The organism is Mycobacterium sp. NGS54, from assembly GCF_059812465.1.
Genome location: NZ_JCALCS010000007.1, coordinates 284888 through 300569 on the forward strand (window position 1 = coordinate 284888; position 15682 = coordinate 300569).

Here is a 15682-nt window from a genome sequence, read left to right on the forward strand (position 1 = left end):
GCCTTGCTGAAAGCGGGAGACGAGGTCGTCAACGGTGTGCCCCTTGTTGTGGGCCGCCAGTTGTGCCCACTGACGATGCAGGTCCTGCGCATACTGCTCTTGTACCTGCTGCTGTGCCCTCCAGTGTGCAGCCGCTGCTCTAAGCGTCCCTGACGGTTGAGGCCACCAGGCGCCAATTAGCGGCAGCGAATATTTGCCCGCGGGCATATCCCCCGCCACGAGCATCCCTCCTTTAAGCCCGGCTGCCACGCTTCCGGCAAACCAGCATTGATAACACCTGCGCGCAGTTTGCTTCTACGGACAAATCCGCGCCATAGCCGCATCTGCGCGGTTCGCTTCATCCAACGCGTTTTGCATCATCGGCGACCCTTTACCGAATACGCTAGCGACAGCAACGTAGGTGTGGTACGCGGACGCAAGTGACCGCGCAGCATCTCGTTCTCCCTGTCCCAACGCCGGATTATTCGCTGCGGTGTCGAGCATGCCTGCGGCATTAGCCAGCGAGACTCGTGCGACAGCAATATCCGTCCCATTGGTATCTGCATTTACTGACCGGGCAGCGACTTGGTATACCGCGCACAAATTCTTTTTAGCGTCCGCAACTTGATCGGGCGTGAAGGTCGGCGACGGCGCCGCAGCCGTCGGAGCCTTTCCGCCGCTGCTCGACGTCGGCCGCGCTAGCGCGATGATGCCCACGACGAGCGCGGCGACTGCGATGAGACCAACTAGGGCCAGGCCGACAGCGATGCGGCCATTGGAGGCCGGCCTGCCGGGAACCGGCGGTGGCGCCCACTCCGCCATCGGCGGTGGCTGAGGATTCATCACTTCGTCAAGGCTAGTCGGATGCGCTTCGATGTCACTTCAAGCTGGCGTCCTCAGCGCCGCCCTGGATCTCGATTTAGCCCGCCGCTCCACGATGGCGATGCCCAGTCGTCGCGGGACGCACCATCTCCGGATCGACCAGACGGCCCAGGCCGTATTCGCCGCGGTGGCGGGCCGTCATGCCGTCGCACTGAAGCGCATCGCCGTGCCCTGAAACCACCTCCGACATGCTGAAGAGCGACTCCGACCCGTCGTCGAAGTAGTGGAGATGGTCATAGAACGGGTTCATCGGGGAGCCGGGCACTTCGGCTTTGAACCGGGTCGAGCCGTAGCCGTCGACGGAGGGATCGTTGCCCAGCCCTCCGAAGCTCACGCCGATGAGGCCCGGGCCGGCCACCCGGGCCGGCGACCAGGTGACCGCATCGCCGGACGCCGCGCCGACGTAGACGCGCCCGCCGTCCGGCAGATGGAAGTCAACCGCCGAACGCGCCAGGTCGGTGCCCGGGGACCCGACCAACACCACGTCGTTCGTGCGCATCCCATGGGCCGCCGCCGCGTCCGCGACAAGGGTCGATCCGTAGGAATGGCCGACCACCGTCAGATGAGTCGGTGAACCTTCGTGGGTGACCGCCAAGGCGTTGACGTCGGCGGCCAACACCTGCGCGCCGCTGCGGGCCATCTCGACTTCCCGAAGAGCGGGATCGATCCAGTTGTTCGGTGCGTTGTAGCCGATCCACGTCACCACCGCTGTCCGGTTGACGCGATCGGCGCGGGCGGACTCTTGATACAGACGCTTACCCTCGGCCTCCGCCAGCGTTCCCTCGCGCACCGAAGTGGCCGCCCCCTTCACCAAGACTGCCGTGTTGGCCGCTGTGTCGGGATTGCCAATAGCAATCGCCGCAGCTCCCTCACCGCCGAAAGCGTCGGGCTGGTACTTCAACAGGAAGACGCCGGCGGCATCCTCTGACGCCTCCAGTCCATGCCGGGTGCGAAAAGCATTGGCGTAGCGGTTGATCGCGACGGCCGACAGCCCGTATTGAACGGGGTTGGCCAGCACGTCGTCGACACCCACGCCGCGCAATGCGGCCATCTCTTCCACGCGACGTAGGTCGTCGTTCATCACCGCGTGATTGACGCGACTCCGCACGGCGACGGGTACACCGTTGAGATTTCCCAGCTCCGGAGGATGCTCGGCGATCAATCGGCTCCGCTGTTCACCGTCGAGCGTTTTCCACCACCGGTTGATCTCCTCTGCACTAACTCCAAAGGACGGAATCCGAAGCAGCTCTGCACCGTTCGACCCATCCACCGACCGAAGCACCGCCGGGTCGTAGCCGTCCGTCCGCAACGTGGTCAGCGACCGCTGCAGCAACTCCGAGTAGCCGTCGCGCCGAGACCGAACCTGGCCCAACGCCGCTGCGGTGTCATCGATGGCCTGCTGCTCCAGGGCGCCGATGAGCGCATCCAACGCGATTCGATCGTCCGCGCCGAGGCCGCTGTCATTCTCCAACGAAAGCGCGTGGCCCAGCAGATCGTCCACCCGCCGCAGTTGAGCGTCCAACGTCGAAATTGCCGCGGCACCAGCGCATTGCGCCTCGGCCAGCGCGGCCGCGACGTCTTCCAGGTCCGCTCCGATCTTGGCCAGCTCCAAAGAGTGGGCACCGAGCGACTGCACCGTGCGCCGCACTTCGGTCGAATCATCGATCGGCTGTTCGCCAGCAACCCGATTCCAGGACGCATCGAAGCGACGCCGCGCTGCATCGAAAGCGGCGCTGGATTCGGCGGTGCACCGGCCGGCGTCGTGAAACGCCTGCGCCAGTTCGGCAATCTGCGCCGGGCGCCCGACCTGCAGGCTGTCGTCAATCGCCCAGGGGTCGCCCCCGGCCTCGGCAATCAGATGCGGGCTGCTGATGTGTCGGAAGTCCATCGCACCGCCCGCTCTTTGGCGGCGTTGCGGTCATCCATGTTGGTGAACTCGTCAGCGGCGTAGTGCGCCTTGTGGCCGAGCCCGGTCAGCGTCTCGTGGTGGGCCTGCAAGTCCTTGACGTGGCGCCCGTGCGCGGCGGTCACCGCCTCGTGAAACGTCTCGGCGGCGGCAAAGCCGCCGAACATCCCGGCGGCCATCGGGCCCCGCGACAGCGAGTCGGCCCCCGCTTGCGCATGCCCTCCGGCGCGGTGCGACTCGTTGGCCCCCGAGTGCAGCAAGTCAGTGTCGACGAACATCGCTACCCCTCCCCGCCCATGCTCCGCCCGAACTGCTGGCAAAGCTAATAACCGCCCGGTTGCCGGTCAATTCAGTCATAAGGTGCTCGCCCCGTCCGCCAGCCCGTCGCCGTCGGCATCGGTCAGCCTGACGTTCCACAAGCCGTCGCCGTCGGAGTCGACGTACCCGGTCACACCGCCCTCGTCGGCGCACAGCACCCGGTCGGCCAGCCCGTTGCCGTCGGTGTCCAGCAATCGGTCGTCGGCCTGGCCGCGCCCGTCGAAGTCGACCAGCGGACCGCCGGTGTGCTCCACGCCGTCCAGCCCGAACCACCGCAACTGCCCACCCCGGTCGACCGCGACCCCCCACGTCCCCGACCCGTCGTCGGTGAAATACGCCTCCGGGGCGCCGTCATTGTCAAGGTCGAGGACGGCGTGGTCGGCCATCCCGTCACCGTCGAAATCCGCCAGCGCGTCGTCCTGCATTCCGTCGCCGTCGAGATCCAACCCGACCGCATCGAGCCGACCGTCGCCGTCCAGGTCGAGGTTGGGTTGGCCGTTCCAAATGGCAGCTGCGCCATCGTCATTGCCCAGGCAGTAGTCCATGCCTTCTCGGACGCTGGGGCAGCGCTAGGCGTTCCCGCGCGATTGCCACCATGACAACAGCTCGGCGGTTGCCTCCTCGGTCGTCAGCGGCCCACGCTCGAGCCGCAACTCCTTCAGATACCGCCACGCCTCGCCGACTTGCGGGCCGGCCGGGATCCCGAGCAGCTCCATGATCGCGTTGCCGTCCAGGTCGGGGCGCACCCGCGCCAAATCCTCCTGGGCCGCAAGCTCGGCGATCCGCTCCTCCAGCCGGTCGTAGCTGGTTTGCAGGCGGGCGGCCCGGCGCTTGTTGCGGGTCGTGCAGTCGGCGCGAACCAGCTTGTGCAGGCGCGGCAGCAGCGGCCCCGCGTCGGTGACGTAGCGGCGCACCGCGGAATCGGTCCACTTGCCCTCGCCGTAGCCGTGGAACCGCAGATGCAGAAACACCAGCTGCGAGACGTCGTCGACCATCTGCTTGGAGTACTTCAACGCCCGCAACCGCTTTCGGGCCATCTTGGCGCCCACCACCTCGTGGTGGTGAAAACTCACGCCGCCGTTCTCCTCGTGCCGCCGGGTCGCCGGCTTGCCGATGTCATGCAGCAGCGCGGCCCAGCGCAGCACCAGATCCGGTCCCTCGTCCTCCAGCGCGATCGCCTGCCGCAGCACCGTCAGCGAGTGCTGGTAGACGTCCTTGTGCTGGTGATGTTCGTCGATAGCCATCCGCATGCCGCCCACCTCGGGCAGCACCACCTCACCCATCCCGGTTTCCACCAGCAGGTCGATGCCGGCCACCGGGTCGTCGCCGAGCAGCATCTTGTCCAGCTCGGCGGCCACCCGCTCGGCGCTGATCCGCGCCAGCTGCGGTGCCATCTCGTCGATCGCCTCCCGCACCCGCGGCGCGACGGTTAACCCGAGCTGCGAGACGAACCGCGCCGCGCGCAGCATCCGCAACGGGTCGTCGTTAAACGACACCCAGGGTGCGGCCGGGGTGTCCAGCACTCGCTCGCGCAGCGCCGCCAAACCGCCCAGCGGATCGAGGAATTCACCCGGCCCAGTCGGCGTCACCCGCACCGCCATCGCGTTGGCGGTGAAATCGCGACGCACCAGATCGTCCTCGAGGCGATCGCCGAAACGCACCTCGGGATGACGCGTCACCTTGTCGTAGGCGTCGGCGCGGAACGTGGTGATCTCCAGGCGATGGTCGCCCTTGCCGACACCGACGGTGCCGAACCGAATCCCGGTCTCCCATACCGCGTCGGCCCAGCGCCCCACCAATTCCTGGACCTGCTCGGGGCGGGCGTCGGTGGTGAAATCCAAGTCGGGACTGAGCCTGCCCAGCAACGCGTCCCGCACCGAACCGCCGACCAGGTACAGCTCGTGGCCCGCGGCGTCGAAGAGCGCGCCCAACTCACCCAGCAAGGAGGCATGCCTATTCAGCGCGACCGCGGCGGCAGTCAACAGGTCGGCGTCGGCGTCAGGCACGTTCGATCAGCCTAGTGGGTCACGCGCGCTAACTGCGCGGACCCGGATGTGACCGGCATCCCTTACCCTGCGCTCCACACAGGTTTGTCCGTAACTTCCACGCAAAACCGTTGGCATCTCCGGCGGACACCCCCGGCATAAGACGGGGGTGGGCGTTCGGGCAACCGCCGAGCCTGGTGCCCGTCCGGCGAATAGAACTGCTAGGCACTCCCCCTCATCAGCACCCACCTGTGCTTGAACGTCAAAACCCTTGCGGCGGTGTCGAAGTCCGCGTCGTAGTGAACGACGGTCAGCCGGTGAGCGGCGGCGATCGCAGCAGTGAGGAGGTCGGCCATACCGACGGACCGGTGTTGCCCGGTTCTTGCCAACGCGCGCTGCGCACCCAATGCGGCCTGCCAGTGCTCGTCGTTGGTCGGCAGGTACTCGTAGGCAGCTCGGCGGTCGGCCCACAACTGCTCATATTCGGCCGGCCCGCGGGCACTGTAAAGCGCCTCGGCATCCAGCGATGCCGTAGTCGCGACCACACCGCTTTCGATCAGCGGCCGAAGACGTCGCGACACGTCGGGGTGGCGCATCCTCGCGGCAGCACTGGTGTCGATGAGATATCGCGCGATCAGCGCCACACTTCGCCACGCTCGCCCGCGTCGGCCATCCCCTCCAAGCCCCCCTGCTCCAGCCATTCCACCTGGCGTGCCCGGGCCGACGTGGCCGCCGCCTGCTGCAGCGCCATCCGCACTGTGTCCGAAATTCCGTTCGTCTGCAATTCACGCTGTGCCGCGGCAAGAAGGTCATCGTCCAAATCGATCAGTCTCTTGGGCATACATCTCCAACACGCGATATATACATATTACTGAAAGAGTATATCTCCCCCGCGCCGCCGCACGGCAACCAGCGGCGAGTATCTCGGGAAGAAGGACCCTCGCCAGCTACTATCGCTTGGGTGTCGGACGCCGAACAAGCCAGACCGCGTCGACGCCGGGGGCGGCGCCGGCGTCGTGGCGCGGCTGCCGCGGCCGAGACCCCGAAGGATCCCCAGACGAACGGCGACTCGTCGCCCCCCAAACCCCGGCGGTCCCGGCCATCCGGCCGCGTCCCCGATCGGCTGCGGACGGTGCACGAAACCTCCGCCGGCGGCCTGGTCATCGACGGCATCGACGGGCCGCGCGACGAGCAGGTCGCGGCGCTGATCGGACGCGTCGATCGGCGCGGACGGATGCTGTGGTCGCTGCCCAAGGGACATATAGAGATGGGCGAGACCGCGGAGCAAACCGCGATTCGTGAGGTCGCCGAGGAAACGGGTATCCGCGGCAGCGTGCTCGCCGCGCTGGGACGCATCGACTACTGGTTCGTCACCGACGGCCGCCGGGTGCACAAGACCGTGCACCACTATTTGATGCGCTTCTCCGGCGGCGAGCTGTCCGACGAGGACCTCGAAGTCGCCGAGGTGGCGTGGGTGCCGATCGGCGAGCTGCCGTCCCGGTTGGCCTACGCCGACGAGCGCCGCCTGGCCCAGGTCGCCGACGAGCTGATCGACAAGCTGCAGAACCACGGCCCGGCCGCGCTTCCGCCGCTGCCGCCGAGCTCGCCACGTCGGCGCCCACAGACGCATTCACGGACCCGGCATTCCGACAAGCCCGTGGCGGGCCGGAAGAACGGTCACGGGCCGGGGCCGTGACGGCTCCCCGACTCTGTTGGGCCGGCTTCGTGCGCCTCGCCGTAGTGGTTGGCATCGTGGCCGGTTTTGCGGTGCTCGCCGGCCCCGCGCCGCGCGCTTCCGCGGGCGAGCCGGGGGAGACGCCGTTCGTGCGGGTCCGCATCGACCAGGTGACCCCCGACGTGGTCACCACCACCAGCCCGGCCGTCGTCACCGTCGCCGGAACGGTGAGCAACATCGGTGACCGCCCGGTCCGCGACGTCATGGTCCGGCTCGAGCACGCGCCCGGGGTCAACGACTCCGCGGCGTTGCGGACCTCCCTGGACGGCAGCACCGACCAGTACCAGCCGGCCGCGGACTTCTTCACGGTGGCCCCCGAACTGCAGCGCGGCCAGCAGGCGAGCTTCACCCTGTCGGCCCCGCTGCGCTCGGTGGCCAAGCCGTCCCTGGGGATGGACAAGCCCGGCATCTACCCCGTCCTGGTCAACGTCAACGGGACCCCCGACTACGGCGCCCCGGCCCGCCTCGACAACGCCCGGTTCCTGCTGCCCGTGGTCGGCGTGCCGCCGGATCACGCCGACGACCTGAACTCCGCCGTCGCGCCCGACACCTCCAAGCCGGTGTGGATCACCATGCTCTGGCCGCTGGCCGACCGGCCGCGGCTGTCCCCCGGCGCACCCGGCGGCACCATTCCGGTCCGGTTGGTCGACGACGACCTGGCCACCTCACTGGCCACCGGCGGGCGCCTCGACGTTCTGCTGTCCGCCGCCGAGGTGGCCACCAGCCACGACGTCGACCCGGACGGCGCCGTCGGCCACGCGCTGTGCCTGGCCGTGGACCCGGACCTGCTGGTCACCGTCAACGCGATGACCGCCGGCTACGTGGTGTCCAACTCGCCCGACGGGCCCGCCCAAATGCCGGGCACCCCGACGCATCCCGGCACCGGCCAGGCCGCCGCGACCGAATGGCTGAACCGCCTGCGCGCCCTTTCCCACCGAACCTGCGTGGCGCCGCTGCCCTACGCCCAGGCCGACCTCGACGCCCTGCAACGCGTCAACGACCCCGGGCTCAGCGCCGCCGCCACCAACAGCGTCGGCGGCATCGTCGACCGCATCCTGGACGTACAGTCCACCCGCGGGGCCACGCTGCTGCCCGACGGCCCGTTGACCGGCCGGACCGTCAACCTGCTCAGCGCCGACGACGGCACCGTCGCGATCGCCGCCGGCGACCTGTCCGCCCAGGACTCGACCAACGACAACGCCGCGGGCGTCGACACCGCGCCCAGGCGGCTGTCTCCCCAGGTGGTGGTCGCGCCGTTCGACCCGGCCGTCGGGGCCGCACTGGCCGGCGCGGGCAACAACCCGATCGTCCCCCCCTACCTGGACCCGTCGCTGACGGTCCGGCTCTCGCACGACTCGAACACCGCCCGACGCCAGGACGCGCTGGGCTCGATCTTCTGGCGCGCGTTGCAGCGCGACGCCGCCCCGCGCACCCAGCTGTTGGTGCCGCCGGCGACGTGGAACCTGCAGGCCGACGACGCGCAGGTCATCCTGACCGCGCTGGCCACCAGCATCCGGTCCGGTCTGGCGGTGCCGCGGCCGCTGCCCGGCGTCGTCGCCGAGGCCGCCGCCCGCACCGAGCCGCCGGAGCAGGTGGCGAAGGACGGTCCCGCGCGCGGCCGGTTCGGTGACGACGTCACCGCCAACATCGCCGCCCAGGTCGGCCGGCTGTGGGGCCTGACCTCCGCGCTGAGCACCGACGAGCGCACCGGCCTGACCGGCGTCCAGTACACCGCGCCGCTGCGCGAGGACATGCTGCGCGCGCTGAGCCAATCCGAACCCCCGGACACCCGCAACGGGCTGGCCCAGCTGCGCCTGGTGGTGGTCGGCAAGACGATCAACGACTTGTTCGGCGCGGTCACGATCGTCAACCCGGGCGGCTCCTACACCCTGGCCACCGAGCACAGCCCCCTGCCGCTGGCGCTGCACAACGGCCTCGCCGTTCCCATCCGGGTGCGGCTACAGGTCGACGCGCCGCCCGGGATGAGGGTCACCGACGTCGGTGAGATCGAATTGCCGCCGGGCTATCTGCCGCTGCGGGTGCCGATCGAGGTGAACTTCACCCAGCGCGTCGCGGTCGACGTGACGCTGCGGACCCCCGACGGCATGCGGCTCGGCGAGCCGGTGCGGCTATCAGTGCATTCCAACGCCTACGGCAAGGTCCTGTTCGCGATCACGCTCAGCGCGGCGGCGGTGCTGGTGCTGCTGGCCGGTCGCCGGTTGTGGCACCGGTTCCGCGGCCAGCCCGACCCCGCCGACCTGGACCGCCCCGATCCCCCGCACCCGACATCCGCCGACCTGCACGACGAGATCGACGATCGGGCCGAGCACAAACCGCGAGTATGAACCCCGCCTCCCGGCGAACGCACCCGCAGCCGCCACCACAGCGCCTGCCGGCGCCGCCACGCCACGCCCGCCCGGGGCCGCCGACCGGTCCCCTGCCGCCGGTGCCGGAACTGGCTCGGCGCCGACCCGAGCTGTCCGACGCCGCGGTGGTTTCGCGGTCGTGGGCGATGGCGTTCGCGACGCTGATCAGCCGCCTCACCGGCTTCGCGCGCATCGTCGTGTTGGCCGCCATCCTGGGTGCGGCGCTGTCCAGTGCCTTCTCGGTCGCCAATCAGCTGCCGAACCTTGTCGCGGCGCTCGTGCTGGAGGCGACGTTCACCGCGATATTCGTGCCGGTGCTGGCCCGCGCCGAGCAAGGCGACGCCGACGGCGGGGCGGCGTTCGTGCGGCGCCTGGTCACGCTGACGACGGGGCTGCTGGTGGTGGCCACGGCGCTGTCGGTCGTGGCCGCGCCCCTGTTGGTGCGGCTGATGCTGGGCCGCGCCCCGCAGGTCAACGAGCCCCTGACCACCGCCTTCGCCTACCTGCTGCTGCCACAGGTGCTCGCCTACGGGCTGACGTCGGTGTTCATGGCGATCCTCAACACCCGCAACGTGTTTGGGCCGACGGCGTGGGCTCCGGTCGTCAACAACGTCGTCGCGCTGGCGACCCTCGGGGTGTACCTGGCGGTGCCCGGCGAGCTCTCCGTCGACCCCGTCCGGATGGGCAACGCCAAGCTGCTGGTGCTCGGCATCGGCACCACACTCGGGGTGTTCGCGCAGACCGGCGTGCTGCTGGTGGCGCTGAAACGCCAGCGGGTGAGCCTGCGCCCGCTGTGGGGCATCGACGAGCGCCTCAAGCGGTTCGGGGCGATGGCCGGCGCCATGGTGCTCTACGTGGTGATCAGCCAGCTCGGCCTGGTGGTCGGCAACCAGATCGCCAGCACCGCCGCCGCGTCGGGTCCCGCGATCTACAACTACACCTGGCTGGTGCTGCAGCTGCCCTACGGCATGATCGGCGTGACCGTGCTGACCGTGGTGATGCCGCGGCTGAGCCGCAACGCCGCCGCCGACGACACCGGGGCCGTGCTCGCCGACCTGTCGCTGGCGACCCGGCTGACGCTGGTCACGCTGATCCCGATCGTGGCGTTCATGACCGTCGGCGGCCCGGCGATCGGCAGCGCGCTGTTCGCCTACGGGCATTTCGGCGAGGTCGACGCCGGCTATCTGGGCGCCGCGATCGCGTTGTCGGCGTTCACGCTGATCCCCTACGGCCTGGTGCTGCTGCAGCTGCGCGTCTTCTACGCGCGCCAGCAACCCTGGACGCCGATCGTCCTCATCCTCGTCATCACCGCCGTCAAGATCGCCGGCTCGGTGCTGGCGCCCCACCTAACCCACGACCCCAAGTTGGTGGCCGGATTCCTCGGCCTGGCCAACGGCGTCGGATTCCTGGCCGGCGCCGTCGTCGGCTACTACCTGCTACGACGGGCGCTGCTGCCCAGGGGCGGCCACCTGATCGGCGTCGGCGCGCTGCGGACCATCCTGGTGACGCTCGTCGCGTCCATGCTGGCCGGCCTCGTCGCCCACGTGGCCGACCGGCTGCTCGGGCTCGCCAGGCTGACGGCGCACGGCGGCGCGGGTTCGCTGCTGCGGTTGTTGGTGCTGGCGGTCATCATGTTGCCGATCATGACCGCGGTCATGGTCAGAGCGCGGGTGCCCGAAGCGCAGGCGGCGGCCGACGCGCTCAGGCGCCGCTTTTCGCGCCGCGGCCCGGGCATCCCGGTAGCTTCGCGCAAACCGGCTGGGCCACAGGCATCGTCTCGGCCGGGGCACGTCACGTACCCTGAGCAGAGGAATTCGTCCCCGCCGGGGGTAAGTGCGGTCCAGGAGCCGATCCGGCGCAGGCCTCCGGAGCGGGTAGCCAGCGCCCGAACGAAAGGACCGGAGGTGACCGACCGCCCAGTGGAACGCGCATCGAGCGCTGGATCCGGCTTGGGGTCAGGCGCCGAGGACTTCCAGCCCGACATTCCGCCCGGTCCGGCGCCCGAGCGGCCGGCGCCGCGCCCGTCCGACCGGCTGAACGGCGACCTGTCGGCCGACGACGCGGGCGGGCCCGCCGCCTTCGACGCGCCCCGCGAACGGGCCGGGGATTTATCGGACGACGTCCACCTCGTCCCGGGCGCCCGCATCGCCGCGGGCCGGTATCGGCTGCTGGTCTTCCACGGCGGCGCACCCCCGCTGCAGTTCTGGCAGGCGCTGGACACCAAGCTCGACCGGCAGGTGGCGCTGACCTTCGTCGATCCCGACGGCGCGCTGCCCCATGAGGTGCTGCAAGACATCCTGTCCCGAACCCTGCGGCTCAGCCGGATCGACAAGCCCGGCATCGCCCGCGTGCTCGACGTCGTCCACACCGGCTCCGGCGGCTTGGTGGTCTCGGAGTGGATCCGCGGCGGTTCGTTGCAGGAGGTGGCCGACACCGCGCCGTCGCCCATCGGCGCCGTGCGCGCGATGCAGTCGCTGGCCGCCGCCGCCGACGCCGCGCACCGCGCCGGGGTCGCCCTGTCGATCGACCACCCCAGCCGGGTGCGGGTCAGCATCGAGGGCGACGTCGTGCTGGCCTACCCCGCGACCATGCCCGACGGCAACCCGCAACAGGACATCCGCGGAATCGGGGCCGCCCTCTATGCGCTGCTGGTCAACCGGTGGCCGCTGCCGGAATCCGGGGTGCGCAGCGGGCTGGCGCCGGCCGAGCGTGACTCCTCGGGTAACCCCGTGGAACCCATGGCCGTCGACCGAGACATCCCCTTCCAGGTTTCCGCGGTGGCGGTGCGGGCGGTTCAGGAAGACGGCGGAATACGCAGCGCCTCAACACTTTTGAACTTGCTACAGCAGGCGACGGCGGTGGCCGATCGCACTGAGGTGCTGGGCCCCATCGATGATTCGCCGGCGCTGCCTCCCACCACCCGGTTGTCCACCGGTCGCGAGTACGCGACCTTCGCGCGCAGGCGCCGCAACGTGCTGATCGGTGTCGGCGCCGCCGTCGCCGTCATCGTGGTGGCCCTGCTGGTGTTGGCGTCGGTGGTCAGCAAGATCTTCGGCAACGTCGGCGGCGGGCTCAACAGGGACGAGCTCGGGCTCAACGGCCCCTCGTCGTCGACGTCGTCGGCTCCCAGCTCCGCGGCCGCCGGCAGCGTCGTCAAACCCACCAAGGCGACGGTCTACTCCCCCGACGGGGACGCCGACAATGCCGGCCAGGCCGGGCAGGCGATCGACGGCGACCCCTCGACCGCCTGGTCCACCGAGGTCTACACCGACGCCGTCCCGTTCCCCTCGTTCAAGCAGGGCGAAGGCCTGATGTTGCAGCTGCCCAACCCCACCGTGATCGGTCAGGTCACCATCGACACGCCAAGCAGCGGCACCAAGGTGGAGATTCGCTCGGCGTCGACGGCGGCGCCGTCCCGCCTCGAGGACACCACCGTGCTGGCTCCGGCGTTCACGCTCAAGCCCGGGCACAACGTAATCCCCGTCCGGGGCGGCTCGGCGACGTCGAACGTGCTGGTGTGGATCTCCACGCTGGGAACCACTAACGGCAAGAGCCAGGCCAGCTTCTCGGAAGTGACCGTTCAGGCCGCATCCTGAGCACGCTCACAGCCCCCCGCGTTGGTGAAGTGCCGCGCGACCACCGATTGGTTAGTGTCCGGCCGTGGGTCTCGGGGGGAACAGCCAGGGCGAACGCAGTGACGCCGAACTGCTGGCAGCCCATGTCGCCGGCGACCGCTACGCCTTCGACGAGTTGTTCCACCGTCACCAACGCCAGCTGCACCGGCTGGCCCGGCTGACCACCCGCACCCGCGAGGACGCCGAGGACGCGCTGCAGGACGCGATGCTCTCGGCGCACCGCGGCGCGGGATCGTTCCGCCACGACGCCGCGGTCGGCAGCTGGCTGCACCGCATCGTGGTCAACGCGTGCCTGGACCGGCTGCGCCGCACCAAGGCCCACCCGACAGCCCCACTCGAGGACGTCTATCCCGTCGCCGATCGCACCGCACAGGTGGAGACGGCCATCGTGGTGCAGCGGGCCCTGATGCGCCTTCCCGTCGAGCAGCGGGCCGCGGTGGTGGCCGTCGACATGGCGGGCTACTCGGTCGCCGACACCGCCGCGCTGCTGGGCGTCGCCGAGGGCACCGTCAAGAGCCGGTGTTCCCGCGCCCGGGTCCGCCTTGCCGAGCTGCTCGGCTACCTCGACGTCCGCGCCACGCCCGAGCGCCCCGCCGGTCAGGCGGGCTGCGCATGACGGACACTGGGGCGGATGGGTGAAACCGACGACGAAGCCGCCGAGCCGCCCCTGACGGTCGACCTCCTGGCCGACCTGCAGGCCGGTCTGCTCGACGACGATTCCGCGGCCCGCCTGCGCAAATGGGTCCGCGACGACCCGGAAGCGGAGAACATCCTGCGGGCCCTCAACCAGGTGCGCCGCGACGTCGCGGCGTTGGGTGCCGATCCCGCGTCGGCGCCGGACGTGCCCCCCGAGGTCACCGCCCGGATCTCGGCGGCGTTGCGCTCGGCCGATCAAACCGCCGCCGCACATTGGGCGCGGCCGCACCTGGGGCCGGTCAGGGTGGTCGCCGGCGTGGCCGGCGTGGGCGCGGTGCTGGCGGCGGTCGGGGTCGGCACGGTAGCGCTGATGCGTGCGCCGGAGCCCGCCCCGAGCACCCCGGCCACCGCCCAACACATCACGGTGTCGACGCCGCCGATGACGATCCCACTGTCACAGGCCGAAATCCTCGGCCTGCTGCACCGCGGCCCGGACTACGGCCCGCTCGGCGACCCCGCCCGGCGCGCGTCCTGCCTCAGCGGCCTCGGCTACCCGGCGTCCACGCAAGTGCTTGGCGCGCGACCGGTCGACATCAACGCCCGCCCCGGCGTGCTGCTCGTATTGCCCGGCGACACACCCGACAACCTGGCCGTCTTCGCCGTCGCGCTGAATTGCAGCGCCGCCGATACCGGGTTGCTGGCCAACACGCAGGTCCCCCGCCCTTAGCGGCGATCGCAAGCGCGGCGTAGCCGGGCGAAGCGGGTCGTCGCCGTCACACTTAATGTGGTGTCGAACACCCGGGAACACCCGCGCCTACGCTGGCGTTCGTAGACGTAGCTTCCGCACCTGAAAGGCTCGAATGACTGCCGACATCTCAGCGCACGACACCGTCCACGACGTCATCGTCATCGGCTCGGGTCCCGCCGGGTACACCGCCGCGCTCTACACCGCCCGCGCGCAGCTGGCCCCCCTGGTTTTCGAGGGCACCGCGTTCGGTGGCGCGTTGATGACGACCACCGAGGTGGAGAACTACCCGGGCTTCCGCAACGGAATCACCGGCCCAGAGTTGATGGACGAGATGCGTGAGCAGGCGCTGCGGTTCGGCGCGGACCTGCGGATGGAAGACATCGAATCGGTATCGCTGGACGGGCCCGTCAAGTCGGTCGTCACCGCCGACGGGGAAACCCACCGGGCCCGCGCCGTCATCTTGGCCATGGGCGCGGCCGCTCGCTACCTGCAGGTGCCCGGCGAGCAGGAGTTGCTGGGACGCGGGGTGAGTTCCTGCGCCACCTGTGACGGCTTCTTCTTCCGCGACCAAGACATCGCCGTGATCGGCGGCGGCGACTCGGCGATGGAAGAAGCCATCTTCCTGACCCGCTTCGCCAGCAGCGTCACGCTGGTGCACCGGCGTGAGGAGTTCCGGGCGTCCAAGATCATGCTCGACCGGGCCCGCAACAACGACAAGATCAAGTTCATCACCAACGCCGCCGTGTCCGCAGTCGAGGGCGACACCACGGTGACCGGATTGCGGTTGCGCGACACCGTAACTGGCGAAGAATCCACCCTCGCGGTCACCGGCGTTTTCGTGGCGATCGGCCACGAGCCGCGCTCGGGGCTGGTGCGCGATCTCGTCGACGTCGATCCTGACGGCTACGTCCTTGTGCAAGGGCGCACCACCAGCACCTCGCTGGAGGGGGTGTTCGCGGCCGGCGACCTGGTGGATCGCACCTACCGACAAGCGATCACCGCCGCGGGCAGCGGCTGCGCCGCCGCCATCGACGCCGAGCGTTGGCTGGCCGAACATGAAGACGAGTCTGCAACCGGAAACGCTGAGGGTACCGACACATTGATTGGAGCACCACGATGACCGATGCCGAAAAGGCCGGCGCCACAATAGAAGTCTCCGACGCATCCTTCTCCTCGGAGGTATTGTCGAGCAATAAGCCTGTGCTGGTTGACTTTTGGGCCACGTGGTGCGGACCGTGCAAGATGGTCGCTCCGGTTCTCGAGGAGATCGCGAGCGAGCGCGGCGACCAGCTCACCGTCGCCAAGCTCGACGTGGACGCCAACCCGGAGACGGCCAGGGACTTTCAGGTGGTTTCGATCCCCACCATGATCCTGTTCAAGGACGGCCAACCGGTGAAGCGGATCGTCGGCGCCAAGGGCAAGGCGGCGTTGCTGCGCGAGCTTTCCGACGCGGTTCCCAACCTCGCCTGACGGCCAACCAGTTCGTCGCACC

Annotated in this window: 13 protein-coding genes; 7 read left to right on the top strand and 6 right to left on the bottom strand. The window is 69.6% G+C overall.

Translation table 11 applies throughout. From position 1 onward, the window contains the following. Positions 1 to 898: 898 nt before the first annotated feature. The 6 genes from AC5Y5E_RS23525 to AC5Y5E_RS23550 form a co-directional block, all read right to left on the bottom strand. Complete coding sequence (locus tag AC5Y5E_RS23525; protein WP_499905412.1) at positions 899 to 2749, bottom strand: putative alpha/beta hydrolase; 1851 nt, start codon at positions 2747 to 2749, stop codon at positions 899 to 901. Next, positions 2716 to 3045, bottom strand: coding sequence for a DUF2563 family protein (locus AC5Y5E_RS23530; protein ID WP_499905413.1), 330 nt, complete (start codon positions 3043 to 3045; stop codon positions 2716 to 2718). The genes AC5Y5E_RS23525 and AC5Y5E_RS23530 overlap by 34 nt, the downstream gene beginning before the upstream one ends. A gap of 75 nt (positions 3046 to 3120) precedes the next feature. After that, a complete protein-coding gene (locus tag AC5Y5E_RS23535; protein ID WP_499905415.1) occupies positions 3121 to 3630 on the bottom strand; it encodes a pullulanase in 510 nt (169 codons plus the stop codon). A 24-nt stretch (positions 3631 to 3654) separates the two neighbouring features. Further along, on the bottom strand, positions 3655 to 5091 hold the full coding sequence (locus AC5Y5E_RS23540; RefSeq protein ID WP_499905416.1) for a CCA tRNA nucleotidyltransferase: 1437 nt from the start codon (positions 5089 to 5091) through the stop codon (positions 3655 to 3657). Between the two features lie 200 nt (positions 5092 to 5291). Beyond that, positions 5292 to 5714 (bottom strand): PIN domain-containing protein, encoded by a 423-nt coding sequence (locus tag AC5Y5E_RS23545; RefSeq protein WP_499905418.1) that lies wholly within the window; start codon positions 5712 to 5714, stop codon positions 5292 to 5294. Continuing rightward, a complete protein-coding gene (locus AC5Y5E_RS23550; RefSeq protein WP_499905419.1) occupies positions 5705 to 5911 on the bottom strand; it encodes a DUF2191 domain-containing protein in 207 nt (68 codons plus the stop codon). The genes AC5Y5E_RS23545 and AC5Y5E_RS23550 overlap by 10 nt, the downstream gene beginning before the upstream one ends. Positions 5912 to 6031: 120 nt before the next feature. Here AC5Y5E_RS23550 and AC5Y5E_RS23555 point away from each other — a divergent pair, with 120 nt between their 5' ends. The 7 genes from AC5Y5E_RS23555 to trxA all read left to right on the top strand — a co-directional run bounded on the left by AC5Y5E_RS23555 (position 6032) and on the right by trxA (position 15660). Next, positions 6032 to 6766 carry an NUDIX hydrolase gene (locus tag AC5Y5E_RS23555; protein WP_499905421.1) on the top strand — a complete coding sequence of 245 codons (735 nt, stop codon included), beginning with the start codon at positions 6032 to 6034 and terminating at the stop codon, positions 6764 to 6766. After that, positions 6763 to 9150: a hypothetical protein gene (locus tag AC5Y5E_RS23560; RefSeq protein ID WP_499905422.1), complete on the top strand. Its 2388-nt coding sequence runs from the start codon at positions 6763 to 6765 to the stop codon at positions 9148 to 9150. The genes AC5Y5E_RS23555 and AC5Y5E_RS23560 overlap by 4 nt, the downstream gene beginning before the upstream one ends. Then, positions 9147 to 12767 (top strand): murein biosynthesis integral membrane protein MurJ, encoded by a 3621-nt coding sequence (locus AC5Y5E_RS23565; RefSeq protein WP_499905423.1) that lies wholly within the window; start codon positions 9147 to 9149, stop codon positions 12765 to 12767. The genes AC5Y5E_RS23560 and AC5Y5E_RS23565 overlap by 4 nt, the downstream gene beginning before the upstream one ends. 64 nt (positions 12768 to 12831) lie before the next feature. Beyond that, complete coding sequence (sigM, locus tag AC5Y5E_RS23570; RefSeq protein ID WP_499905425.1) at positions 12832 to 13422, top strand: RNA polymerase sigma factor SigM; 591 nt, start codon at positions 12832 to 12834, stop codon at positions 13420 to 13422. 15 nt (positions 13423 to 13437) lie between these two features. Then, positions 13438 to 14169 (top strand): RsmA family anti-sigma factor, encoded by a 732-nt coding sequence (locus AC5Y5E_RS23575; protein WP_499905426.1) that lies wholly within the window; start codon positions 13438 to 13440, stop codon positions 14167 to 14169. A gap of 133 nt (positions 14170 to 14302) precedes the next feature. Next, positions 14303 to 15310, top strand: a complete 1008-nt coding sequence (gene trxB / locus AC5Y5E_RS23580) for a thioredoxin-disulfide reductase (RefSeq protein ID WP_499905428.1) — start codon at positions 14303 to 14305, stop codon at positions 15308 to 15310. Next, on the top strand, positions 15307 to 15660 hold the full coding sequence (trxA, locus tag AC5Y5E_RS23585; RefSeq protein WP_499905430.1) for a thioredoxin: 354 nt from the start codon (positions 15307 to 15309) through the stop codon (positions 15658 to 15660). The genes trxB and trxA overlap by 4 nt, the downstream gene beginning before the upstream one ends. Positions 15661 to 15682: the final 22 nt, after the last annotated feature.